General features: G+C 61.5%; 10 protein-coding genes. 3 read left to right on the plus strand and 7 right to left on the minus strand.

Going from position 1 to position 12,103, the window contains the following annotated elements; translation table 11 throughout:
* Window positions 1-22 precede the first annotated feature (22 nt).
* From mnmA to RG540_RS14670, 3 genes are all read right to left on the minus strand, one after another.
* Window positions 23-1,219 (minus strand): tRNA 2-thiouridine(34) synthase MnmA, encoded by a 1,197-nt coding sequence (gene mnmA / locus RG540_RS14660; protein WP_038589252.1) that lies wholly within the window; start codon window positions 1,217-1,219, stop codon window positions 23-25.
* Window positions 1,220-1,363: 144 nt separating this feature from the next.
* Window positions 1,364-1,642 carry a hypothetical protein gene (locus tag RG540_RS14665; RefSeq protein WP_038589256.1) on the minus strand — a complete coding sequence of 93 codons (279 nt, stop codon included), beginning with the start codon at window positions 1,640-1,642 and terminating at the stop codon, window positions 1,364-1,366.
* A 67-nt stretch (window positions 1,643-1,709) separates the two neighbouring features.
* Window positions 1,710-2,759 (minus strand): mechanosensitive ion channel family protein, encoded by a 1,050-nt coding sequence (locus RG540_RS14670; RefSeq protein WP_244446568.1) that lies wholly within the window; start codon window positions 2,757-2,759, stop codon window positions 1,710-1,712.
* Window positions 2,760-2,950: 191 nt separating this feature from the next.
* On the opposite strand from RG540_RS14670, the gene RG540_RS14675 reads away from it, so the two are divergent.
* Window positions 2,951-3,370, plus strand: a complete 420-nt coding sequence (locus RG540_RS14675) for a DUF1810 domain-containing protein (protein ID WP_038589259.1) — start codon at window positions 2,951-2,953, stop codon at window positions 3,368-3,370.
* On the opposite strand, the gene RG540_RS14680 is transcribed toward RG540_RS14675, so the two are convergent.
* Window positions 3,367-4,416 (minus strand): Tim44 domain-containing protein, encoded by a 1,050-nt coding sequence (locus tag RG540_RS14680; RefSeq protein WP_038589262.1) that lies wholly within the window; start codon window positions 4,414-4,416, stop codon window positions 3,367-3,369. The genes RG540_RS14675 and RG540_RS14680 overlap by 4 nt on opposite strands.
* A 255-nt stretch (window positions 4,417-4,671) precedes the next feature.
* Between RG540_RS14680 and RG540_RS14685 the strand changes: the two genes are divergently transcribed.
* Complete coding sequence (locus RG540_RS14685) at window positions 4,672-5,568, plus strand: alanine--tRNA ligase-related protein (protein WP_038593882.1); 897 nt, start codon at window positions 4,672-4,674, stop codon at window positions 5,566-5,568.
* 92 nt (window positions 5,569-5,660) lie between these two features.
* Here the strand turns inward: RG540_RS14685 and serA are convergent, their stop codons facing one another.
* The 3 genes from serA to RG540_RS14700 all read right to left on the minus strand — a co-directional run bounded on the left by serA (window position 5,661) and on the right by RG540_RS14700 (window position 9,537).
* A complete protein-coding gene (gene serA, locus RG540_RS14690) occupies window positions 5,661-7,256 on the minus strand; it encodes a phosphoglycerate dehydrogenase (protein WP_038589265.1) in 1,596 nt (531 codons plus the stop codon).
* 82 nt (window positions 7,257-7,338) lie between these two features.
* Window positions 7,339-8,517: a phosphoserine transaminase gene (locus RG540_RS14695; protein WP_038589268.1), complete on the minus strand. Its 1,179-nt coding sequence runs from the start codon at window positions 8,515-8,517 to the stop codon at window positions 7,339-7,341.
* A gap of 183 nt (window positions 8,518-8,700) precedes the next feature.
* Window positions 8,701-9,537: an outer membrane protein gene (locus RG540_RS14700; RefSeq protein WP_038589271.1), complete on the minus strand. Its 837-nt coding sequence runs from the start codon at window positions 9,535-9,537 to the stop codon at window positions 8,701-8,703.
* Window positions 9,538-10,098: 561 nt separating this feature from the next.
* Between RG540_RS14700 and RG540_RS14705 the strand changes: the two genes are divergently transcribed.
* Window positions 10,099-12,066, plus strand: coding sequence for a HAMP domain-containing methyl-accepting chemotaxis protein (locus tag RG540_RS14705; RefSeq protein WP_038589274.1), 1,968 nt, complete (start codon window positions 10,099-10,101; stop codon window positions 12,064-12,066).
* Window positions 12,067-12,103 lie beyond the last annotated feature (37 nt).

The following is a 12,103-nucleotide window of genomic DNA, read 5'->3' on the forward strand; positions in this document are numbered from 1 at the left end:
TGAGCCCCGGTTAGTGCACGTTTCAGGCAGCGACGGGTGTCGAAAGCAGAGCCTTCAGGGCGATTTCGGCTTCGGTCGCCCGTTCCGAACGCTCGATGAAACCACCGCCGTAAACGCGCGCATCCGCGCCTTCGGCTGAATAGAGCACGCAGGCCTGGCCTGGAGCGACGCCGGCCTCGCCGATCGCCAGATCGACATATACGCCGTGTTCGTCGGAATGAAGGACCGCCGGCGTCGGCGGACGGGTCGACCGCACCTTGGCGAAACAGGCGAAGCCGCCCCTCGTGTCCTCAGCAAGCGCACCGTCGCCGATCCAGTTGACGTCGCGCAGATAGACGCGATGGGTATCCAGCGCTTCCTTCGGCCCGACGATCACCCGACGCGAGCGGGCATCGAGATAAACGACGTAGAGCGGCTCGCCGGTGGCGATGCCGATGCCGCGGCGCTGGCCGATCGTATAATGCACGATGCCTTCGTGGCGGCCGAGCACGCGCCCGTCCATATGCACGATATCGCCGGCGAGTGCCGCGTTCGGCTTCACCTTGGCTATGATGTCGGCATATTTGCCCTGCGGCACGAAACAGATGTCCTGGCTGTCGGCCTTCTTGGCGACGACAAGGCCCATCTCCTCGGCCAGCTCGCGCACCTGCGCCTTCGACATGCCGCCGAGCGGGAAGCGCAGGTAGTCGATCTGCTCCTGGGTCGTTGCGAACAGGAACCAGCTCTGGTCGCGATCGCTGTCGATCGGACGAAACAGCGCGCGGCGGTTCAGATTGCCCGGCGACGGATTGGCGGAGGAGCGGATATAATGGCCGGTCGCCAGCGCATCGGCACCCAACTCCTTGGCCGTCGCCAGCAGATCCGCGAACTTGACCGTCTGGTTGCAGGCAACGCAGGGTATCGGCGTTTCGCCCATCGCATAGGCTTCGGCGAACGGGTTGATCACCGTTTCGCGAAACCGCTTTTCGTAGTCGAGCACGTAGTGGGGAATGCCGAGCGTTTCGGAAACACGCCGCGCATCGTCGATGTCCTGGCCGGCGCAGCACGAACCGGCGCGGTGCACGGCCGCCCCATGATCATAGAGTTGCAGCGTGATGCCGAGCACGTCATAACCCTGGCGTTTGAGCAGACCGGCAACGACGGAGGAATCCACTCCCCCCGACATGGCAACGACAACACGTGTGTCTTCCGGCCTCTTGTCAAAATCCAGCGTGTTCACGGAACTCTCTCGGTATCTCGAAGCCACCCGTCCAGATGATAGAAGCGGCGTGTTGAAGACCTGCGGCGGGATCGGCCGTCGAAGGCAATTGTTGCCGGATATAGAAAGGATTTGTGGCCTGCGCAAGGAGGTGCGCGAATCGGCTCATCGGCCGGGCAGTTTTTCAAGCCAGGCCCACAGGCTCCTGGTCATCCGCCCGAACTCCGTCTCGGGCACAAGGCTGCCGACGACGAAGATGCCGGCAAACAGCGTGCAGAGGGCGATAAGACCGAAATAGAGCCTGACAAGGGTGCCGTGCTCCGCATAGCGCAGGAACAGGCCGCCGTCGCCGAACAGGAAAATTTCCTGCCCGGCCATTGCCGAGGCAACCGCATAGGTCAGGTATCCGATGCCGCCAAGGAAGATCGCCCAGTTCAGTACCATCGCCCCATCTCCGCGCCGAGATCGGCTATTCTAGGCCGCCGGCATGAACAAACGGTCAAGGCCGCAATCACGGCTGCAGCACGCCATGCCGTACCGTCTTGCCGGCAGCCGCCCTGACGCTGCTGGCGGCACCTTCCGCCCGCACCCGCGGCAGGCTAGCCGGATATTCGCGCTGGATGAAGTCGATAATCTTCTCGCGGACCTCGCATCTGAGATCGAAGGTTCTCGGCGCATTGGAGGCCGAGACGAGAATGCGGATCTCCATGACATTTTCCCGGAAATCCGTCACCTGCGCGGCAACAACCCGCTTGTCCCAGAGTTTTGATGCCGCGGCAATTTCCTCGACCTTGCGGCGCACCGCATTTACCGGAACCGAATAGTCGAGATAGATCATCACCGTGCCGATCAGCGCCGTACTGTCGCGCGTCCAGTTCTGGAACGGCTTTTCCATGAAATAGCTGAGCGGCAGGATCATCCGCCGCCAGTCCCACAGTTTCACCACGACATAGGTGGAGGTGATCTCCTCGACATTGCCCCATTCGCCCTCGACGATCAGTGCGTCGTCGATGCGGATCGGCTGGGTGATGGCGAGCTGGATGCCGGCAAAGATGTTCTTCAGCACCGGTTGGAGCGCAAGGCCCAGCACGACGCCCGCCACGCCGGCGGAGGCGAGCAGGCTGACGCCGTATTGCTGCACGGCCGGGAAGGTCATCAGCATCGCGGCGATGGTGATCGCCACGATCATGAAGCTCGCAATCCGCTCGGCGATCCGCGACTGGGTGACATGGGTGCGGGCGAGCAGATTGTCTTCCGCATCGAGCTTGAAGCGGCGCAGATAGACGATCATCCATACATGCAGGGCGATCTTCACCATCCAGCCGACGACGATGATGAAGCCGAGCAGCAGCAGGTGACGTATCACCTCCGCCTGCCCGGCACTCAGCGGGGCAATGGTCGCGCCGAGCGACAGCGTCCAGGTGAGGATCGCCAGCCGCATCGGCCGCCGCGTGCGCGACACCAGCGACCGCCAGAACAGGTCCTTGTTCTCGACCAGCCGCGTCAGAAAGCGAAATCCGAACCGCTGGATCGCAAGCCCGATCAGAAATGCTACGGCCATGACACCGCAGCTGACAAGCCAGTCCGGCAACCAGGCCGTATCATTCCGGAATTCCTGAATGAAGCGTTCCATACCTCCTCAGCTAGGGTGCGATGCAGCATCGGAAAGAGCGGCCGCAAAAATTTCATGATTTGAGAGTCTTCTTGGCCTGGGGTGATTTGTGGCAACAGGGCGATCAGGACGGAGAGACAATGCAATTCGACCTTATGCGCTTTGTCGACGCGCAAGCGCCGGTCTATGAGCGCGTCATCGGCGAGCTGCGCGATGGCAAAAAGCGCTCCCACTGGATGTGGTACATCTTCCCGCAGGTGGAGGGGCTTGGCTTCTCGATCATGTCCCAGCGCTTCGCAATCGGCTCGAGGGCGGAGGCAACAGCCTATCTGGAACATCCCCTGCTTGGGCCCCGGCTCATCGAATGCACCGACGCGATGCTCTCCCATCCGGATCTTTCAGCGCACGCGATCCTCGGCTCGCCCGACGACATGAAATTCAAGAGCTCGATGACGCTGTTCGAGGCGGTCGGCAAAAAGGGCTCGCCTTTCGAGCGAGCCCTTGAGCAATTCTTTGATGGCGAGCGCGACGAAAAGACCGTCGCGCGGCTTCGAAGTTAAGCGGCTGCCTGGATCGCCGAAAGCTGCCAGTCGTTGGCGGGCTTGCGCACGAAGGTCCAGACTTCGACGGTTTCGGTCACCGCGTTCGGATCGCCTTCGGCGACTGCGCCGGTCTTGCGATCCTTCATGTAGTCGACGCTCGAATAGCGCATCGCGACGGTCGCATAGTCCTGGCCGTTTTCGCGCCAGGCTTCGGCGAGGTCGCCCTGCAGCAGCTTCACGTCCTTCACCTCGTTCTTGACGCCTTTGGTAGCGTTCTCGCCGAGTTCTTCCGCCAGATAGGACATCGCCTCCGGCGTGGTGAGGCTGCGCAGCTTCGCATAGTCCTCTTCGCCATAGGCAGACTGGACATTGGTCAACAGCTTCTCGAACTGGTCGAGGTCGCGGTTGGTGATGCCGACCTCGTCGGTTTCAGGCCCGGCCTGACGCGGAGCGGCATTTTGGCCGCCGCCGAAACCGCCCTGTCCGCTGCCACCCAGCGACCCGATCTTCGGGATCTGGAAGGACGAGGTGTTCTGGCTCGGCGCATCATAGGCGTTGCGCGGCTGGCCAAACCCGGTGTTCATGCCCCCTGCCGGGCCGCCGGCCGTCTGCTGACGGCGGGCGAACCAACGGAAAGCCAGCATGGCGAGACCGCCGATCAGCGCGATCTGCAGCAACATGCCAAGCATGCCGGCCATGCCGCCGAAACCGGTACCCATGAACATGCCGATCAGGCCGCCAAGGGCGAGACCGCCGAGCAGGCCGCCGAACATGCCACCGAAGAGGCCGCGACGAGGCTGCTGCGCTGCCTGCTGGCCAAAGCCGTTCTGCGGCGTCGTGGCGTTCTGCTGCGTGTTGGGCGTCATCGACCGGTTGATGCCGGTCGGCGCCGTGGGCGCGGTATTGGTGGTCGCCGGAGCCGAGAATGTGCGCGTGCCGCGGCTGCCAAAACCGCCGCCGCTGGCGCGGCGCGCCTCAGCCAAATCCACGGCGGTCAAGGAAACCGCCATCCCGATCGCCAGGATCGCGAACAGGTTCTTGAAACGCCGAAGCTTCGATAACATCGTTTTCTCCTCATAAACCGCTCTATCGCGGTGTTCCCGGTCTATATAGCGATGGACGGTTTCGAATTTTAGATCCGCCGTCCATTTTTCCCGTTGAAGTAGATAACCAAGTTTGAAACGGGAGCCAAGCTCCAAAAATACAACCAAAAGGAGAAAATCGCGGTATTGGCCTGCGACATCCCGGCGCGGGCCGTCTTACCCCGAGAGATTGTCCTTGCATCCCGCATTGCACGGCATGCGGAATGGCATTACCTTTTGGCCAGGCACACAAACGTAAAGGAGGTTGCCTATGACACCGCGGGACGCCTGATCCGGCACTATCAAGACTTCTGCCGTTCAAAGGGAATCGATTTCGAAACCTTTGAATCCGTAAGGCCGCATGACGCCACCACGCTCTTCTGCAGCGCTGGCATGCAGCAGTACAAACCCCTCTTCTCCGATCCTTCCCATGAGGGAACCGTCGCAAACAGCCAGGCATGCCTGCGTCTCGGCGATCTGGATGAAATCGGAGACGGAACCCACTTCCTTCACTTCACCATGCTCGGCCTCTTCTCCTTCCGGGAGATGAGCGTTGGCGATGCCATCGATTTCTGGCTTGAGTTCCTGCGAACGCTCGGTCTTGTGCCGGATCATGTCACCATTCATCCGGACCGCCTCGCCGACTGGACGCCGCATTACCGCGGACGCCTTCCGATCGTCCCAGATCCGGAATGTACCTGGAGCGATGGCAGCATTACGGGATACAGCACCGAGTTCTACAAGGACGGGGTGGAGATCGGCAACATCGTCAATCCGCTCGGAACCTGCATCGATGTCGGCTTCGGCGCCGATCGTCTCGACATGCTCATCAACGGCACGCCGCCGCAGGATGTACTCGAAACGCTGAGTGGCGCAATCATGAAGGTCATCGAAAGCGGCTACCATCCGGGAAACAAGGAGCAGGGTTACGTCCTGCGCAAACTGCTCCGACGCCTGCATCGGATGGGCGGCACGCTCGACCATCCCTTCTTCATCGAGGAGGGCGAACGCCAGGACCGCCTTCGGGCCAGATATCTCCACCTGCGGGAAAGGCATCCCGGCATGAGCCCAGAGTGGTGGTTCGACACCCATGGCATCGAGCTCTCCGACATGCAGGATATGCCGGACGGATAAACGACGAAGGCCTCCGGCGGTGTTCGCCGGAGGCCTTCGTGTTGCTCGGAAAACCCTCACGACCATGACAGTCGTGGACAGCTTTCGCGACCTCAGTCGACGTTGAACGCCAGCGGCTTGGCCTGGCGGACTGCCGGATTGGCGGTCAGTTTCGCCAGTACGTCGGCCGGAACCGGACCATCGACATAAAGGAGAGCGATCGCATCGCCGCCTTCCTTGTCGCGGCCGAGATGGAAGTTGGCGATGTTGACGCCGGCATTGCCGAGCGTCGTGCCGATGAAGCCGATCATGCCGGGAACGTCCGTATTGGCGATGTAGACCATGTTGGCGCCGACATCCGCATCGAGGTTGATGCCCTTGATCTGGATGAAGCGCGGCTTGCCGTCGGAGAAGACCGTGCCGGCAACCGAACGGGTCATCGTGTCGGTGGTCACCGTCAGCTTGATATAGCCGTCGAAGACGCCCGACTTGTCGCGCTTGGCTTCGGAAAGGATGATGCCCTTTTCCTTGATCATGATCGGCGCCGAAACCATGTTGACGTCGGAAACCTGCGAACGGATGAGACCGGCGAGCAGCGCGCTGGTCAGCGCCTTGGTGTTCATGCCGGCGGTCGAGCCGTCATAGAGGATCTCGATTTCCTTGATCGCATCCTCGGTGACCTGGCCGACGAATGCGCCGAGCACGTCGGCAAGCCGGATGAACGGCTTCAGCCGCGGCGCTTCTTCCGCCGTGATCGACGGCATGTTGATGGCGTTCGAAACGGCGCCCTTGATCAGGTAATCCGACATCTGCTCGGCGACCTGCAGAGCGACGTTTTCCTGCGCTTCGGTGGTCGAGGCGCCGAGATGCGGCGTGCAGACGACGTTTTCGAGGCCGAACAGCGGGCTTTCGGTAGCGGGCTCGACTTCGAACACGTCGAAACCGGCACCGGCGACATGGCCGGATTTGATGGCTTCGGCAAGCGCTGCCTCATCGACGAGGCCGCCGCGGGCGCAGTTGATGATGCGAACGCCGGGCTTGGTCTTGGCGAGCGCTTCCTTGCCGAGAATGCCGCGGGTCTTGTCGGTCATCGGCACATGCAGGGTGATGAAGTCGGCGTGGGCGAGGAGCTCGTCGAGTTCGACCTTGGTGACGCCCATTTCCTCGGCGCGCTCGGTCGACAGGAAGGGATCATAGGCAAGAACATGCATGCCGATGCCGATCGCCTTCTTGCAGACAATGCCGCCGATATTGCCGGCGCCGATGACGCCGAGCGTCTTGCCGGTGATCTCGACGCCCATGAAGCGCGACTTTTCCCACTTGCCGGCCTGGGTCGAGGCATCGGCTGCCGGAAGCTGGCGGGCGACGGCGAACATCAGGGCGATGGCGTGCTCGGCCGTGGTGATCGAGTTGCCGAACGGCGTGTTCATGACGATGATGCCGCGGCGCGAGGCGGCCGGGATATCGACATTGTCGACGCCGATGCCGGCGCGGCCGATGACCTTGAGATTGGTCGCGGCCGCGATCAGCTTTTCGGTCGCCTTGGTGGCGGACCGGATCGCAAGACCGTCATAGTTGCCGATGATCTCGGCAAGCTTTTCCTTGTCCTTGCCGAGCTTCGGCTGGAAATCGACTTCGACGCCGCGATCGCGAAAGATCTGGACGGCGGTTTCCGACAGTTCGTCGGATACGAGAACGCGAGGTGCCATCAGTGGGCCTCCTGAAAAAGTTTCTGTCGTGAATGAGGAAATGGGCTCCGCTTCATCAGCGGAGCCGGATACGCGACTTGCTTTAAGCGGCGGCCTTGGAAAGCGCAGCCTTCTGCGTTTCGAAAGCGTAGGTGAGCCAAGGCATCAGAGCCTTCATGTCGGCTTCTTCGATCGTGGCGCCGGCCCAGATGCGAAGACCGGACGGCGCATCGCGATAGGCACCGATGTCGAGCGCGACGCCTTCCTTTTCGAGGATGGACACCATGCCCTTGGCAAAGGCTTCCTGCGCGTCGGTATCGAGAGCGGCGACATCGGCGTCGGCGATCTTGAGGCAGACCGAGGTATTGGAGCGCGTCGACGGGTCGACGGCGAGGTTGTCGATCCAGGCATTGGCCGCCACGAAGTCATGGATGACCTGGGCATTGGCGTCGGCGCGGGCGATCAGGCCTTCAAGGCTGCCGACCGACTTTGCCCAGTTGAGCGCGTCGATATAGTCCTCGACGCAGAGCATTGACGGCGTGTTGATCGTCTCGCCGACGAAGATGCCTTCGATCAGCTTGCCGCCCGAGGTGAGGCGGAAGATCTTCGGCAGCGGCCAGGCCGGAACGTAGGTCTGCAGGCGCTCGACAGCGCGGGGGCTGAGGATCAGCATGCCATGACCGCCCTCTCCGCCCAGAACCTTCTGCCAGGAGAAGGTGACGACGTCGAGCTTGGCAAAGTCCATGTCCTGCGCGAAAGCCGCCGAGGTGGCGTCGCAGATGGTCAGGCCCTTGCGGTCTGCCGGAATGAAGTCGGCGTTCGGAACGCGGACGCCCGAGGTGGTGCCGTTCCAGGTGAAGACCACGTCGCGGTCGAAATCGACCGTGGAAAGGTCCGGAAGCAGGCCGTAGCCGGCTTCGATCTTGCGCGCGTCCTTGAGCTTCAGCTGCTTGACGACGTCGGTGACCCAGCCGGCGCCAAAGCTTTCCCAGGACAGCATATCGACGCCGCGCTCGCCGAGCAGCGACCAGAGCGCCATTTCGACGGCACCGGTATCGGAAGCCGGCACGATGCCGATGCGGTAATCCGCCGGCACGCCCAAAATTTCACGGGTGAGGTCGATGGCCTGCTTGAGCTTTGCCTTGCCGACCTTGGCACGGTGCGAGCGACCGAGAGGGGCGTCGGAAAGCGCTTCGAGCGACCAACCGGGGCGCTTCGAGCAAGGGCCAGAAGAAAAATGGGTATTGTTCGGACACAGGTCCGGTTTTGCGGCGTTTGCCATATGGCTATCCTTCCAGATAGATGGCCCTTCGTTGGGGAAGGGTGTCCCGCCGCCGTGGTTATGCCTGAGCGCCTTCACAGTCAAGCGGGTAATGTCGCCCACGGACAAATTTCTGCCGCAGCTTTGCCGCCGCAAACGCAAAAAGCCGCCCGAAGGCGGCTTTCGCTTGGAGATGGATAAACCTTACTTGTAGACGATCGGCTGCGGCGGGGGCTCGTAAGCCGGCGGCGTGTCGCAGCCACCGAAGATGTAGCGGGCGCCGACGCGGGCTTCATGCGAATAGAAGCCCTTGTCCTTGCCCGGGCCGCCGCCCGTTGAGTAACCGAACATGTCGCCGCCCGTGACATGGCGGAAGCGGTAGCCGACATCGGCCTTGACGTTGCAGGTGACGTCGATCGATGCGCCGGCCATGAGCGCATAGGTGAAGCGCCAGCTCTTTTCGCCGCCATGCGTGACTTCCGGGTCGCAACCGGCGCCGCTGTCGGCGCAGGACGTGTTGCGCAGGTTCGACCACTTGACATAGGTGCCACCGATACCGCCACCGACATAAGGTGTGAAGTAGCCATAGGTGCCGAGATCGACATAGGCGTTGGCCATAAGCGAATAGGCGTGCATCGAGGCCAGGTCGGTCGAGGTACACGCGGCGGCGACACCGCAACTGCCGGACGTGGAGCCGCGGAACTTGCTGTTGAACATGTAGTCGAGGGTGACGTCGGTGCGCAGGTAGCTGTTGATCTGGTAGCCGACACCGCCCCCGAGCGTGAAGGCATCACGCAGGTCGGAGCGGCCGAATTCTGCAAGCGCCACGCCGGGTCCGCCGGTACCCTGGTAGAAATCGGTGCCGCGCGACTTCTTGAAGGAATAGCCGACGTCGCCGCGAAGGTACCAGCCGGTAGCCTCCTGAACGGTCACTTCGGGCGCATCCTGATAAGGCTCCGGCTGCGGCTGGTAAAGATCGGCGGAATTGGCGGCACTCACCGTCAATGTCAGCGCAAAAGCGCTGGCCAGCAACTTTTTCATGGGTTCATCTCCAAAGCTCGTATCGCGTATGGCATGCAAAGCGGGCAGCCAACGGGTTGATCCGCTGTGGATGATGATCGACAAAGGTTAAGTCTCGCTTAACCATGCTTGTTTACCGCGCGTTTTCCTAAAACAGCCGGAAATTCTACAATTAAACTTATGTTGAGAGAGTTGGACAAGGCGTTCGCGTCGAACGGATCCCTCTTTTGTAGGCTGACCGAGCAAGGCAGGCCATATCCACGCCAGCCGCCAAACTATTGGCTTCATTTACTTCAGTAGAAGCGGCGTTAGCAAAAGGTAATTTAAGCTTAGATAAACAATTAATTCTTTATAAACCATAGATGCATACTTTTAGCATATTCGGAGCTGGGAAATACCGGGAGATCTGCAGGGGCCGAATGAGTGGAGGGAGTTTGCCGATGCGTTTCAATCGGGGACATCTTGTTCACCGAACAAGCAACTTCAATCGAAATTGCCGCCATGAAATATCCTGATGCTCTTCCGGAGAAGATCGACCGCGTATAGCTGCGACGCGAGGCGCCGCAAAAGAAAGAACTGTCCATGAGCAATGTCAAAACATTCGGCATAGCATTCCGACTGGCTGTCGGGTTCGGCTTTTTGCTTCTCCTGATGATCGGCCTGACTTTCTACTCCACCAGCCAGGTTGCGACGATCGACAACAACCTCGAAACCGTGAATGACGTCAACAGCGTCAAGCAGCGCTTTGCCATCAACTATCGCGGCAGCGTGCACGACCGCGCGATCGCGATACGCGATGTGACGCTCGTCACGTCCGATGCCGAGCGCAAGGAAGCGGAAGCGCTCATCGGCAAGCTCGCGGCCTCCTATGCGGAAAACGAAAAACGCATGGCGGATATGGTCGGCGCGCCCTCCGGCGCAACGGATCGGGAAAAGGCAATATTGGCTGAAATCGCCGACATCCAGTCGAAGACCAACCCGCTGGTTGCCCAGATCATTTCGCTGCAGCAGAAAGGTGATGGCGAGGCGGCGCGCAAGATCCTGCTGGAGCAGGCCCGTCCCCTCTTCGTCTCCTGGCTCGGAGCGATCAACAAGTTCATCGACTATCAGGAGGCGCTCAACAAATCGATCGGCGGCGATGTCCGCAACGCTGCGAGCGGCTTTAGAAACCTTGCGCTGGCCGCCCTCGGCATAGCAGCGCTGCTTTCGATCATTGTCGCCTTCTTCACCGCCCGCTCGATCATTGGACCGCTCTCCAAGCTGCAGCAATCGCTGAAAGCCATGGCTGCGGGCAACCTCGAAGGCGACCGGACGATCGAGGCGCGCGGCGACGAGATCGGCATGCTGGCCCGCGCCGTGGCCGCCCTTCGGGAGGCCATCTCCATCAAGGCGGAGCGCGAGGCGGATGCCGAGGCTAAGCGGACCGTTGGAGAACGCCACAGGCTGGAACAGGACGCGACCGAGCGTAGTGCGCTCGCAGAACAGACGAGCCAGGCGGTCCGCCAGCTCGCCGACGCTCTGCAGGCCCTGGCAAACGGCGACCTGACCCGAGAGATCAACACACCCTTCACTCCCTCGCTCGACCAGTTGAGGGCCGACTACAACGCCGCAGTGGCGAAACTTCGCGAAGCGATGCAGAAGGTTGCCGCGAATGCGAGTGCGATAGCCGCCGGTGCCCAGGAAATCCGCTCGGCCTCCGACGACCTCGCCAAACGCACCGAACAGCAGGCGGCCTCCGTCGAAGAAACCGCAGCGGCCCTGGAAGAGATCACCACGACGGTTTCCGACTCCAGCCACCGCGCTCAGGATGCTGGCAACCTGGTGCGCATGACCAAGGAAAATGCCGAGCGTTCCGGCCGGGTCGTCCGTGATGCGGTCGACGCGATGGGCAAGATCGATTCGTCTGCCGTCGAGATCGGCAACATCATCGGCGTCATCGACGAAATCGCGTTCCAGACCAATCTGCTCGCTCTCAACGCCGGCGTCGAGGCTGCCCGTGCCGGCGAGGCCGGCAAGGGCTTCGCGGTGGTGGCGCAGGAAGTGCGGGAACTCGCCCAGCGTTCCGCCAAGGCGGCAAAAGAGATCAAGGAACTGATCCACACCTCCAACGACCACGTGAAGAGCGGCGTGGCGCTGGTCGGGGAAACCGGCAAGGCCCTGCAGGAGATCGTCATCCAGGTCCAGCAGGTCAACGGCAATGTCGAGGCTATTGTCGAAGCCTCGAAGGAACAGTCGATCGGCCTCAAGGAAATCAACACCTCGGTCAATACAATGGATCAGGGAACGCAGCAGAACGCGGCCATGGTCGAGGAAACCACCGCAGCGGCGCACAGTCTTGCCCGGGATGCGGAGGGCCTGTTCCAGCTTCTGTCGCAATTCCATATCGGCGGCGGTGCCGTAACGGGAACGTCTTCGCATCGCGGCTCGCCCGCACTCGCATCCGGCAGCAGCCGCCCGGCCACCTCGCCGGCCCGCAAAATGGTTGCCAAAGTCGCGCAGTCATTCCAGAGCAATGCCGCTGCCGCAAAGCAGGACTGGGAAGAGTTCTGAGACAGCAAGAACGGCGATCCGGCTATCCGGAACTTGC

The organism is Neorhizobium galegae bv. orientalis str. HAMBI 540, from assembly GCF_000731315.1.
Lineage (GTDB): Bacteria > Pseudomonadota > Alphaproteobacteria > Rhizobiales > Rhizobiaceae > Neorhizobium > Neorhizobium galegae.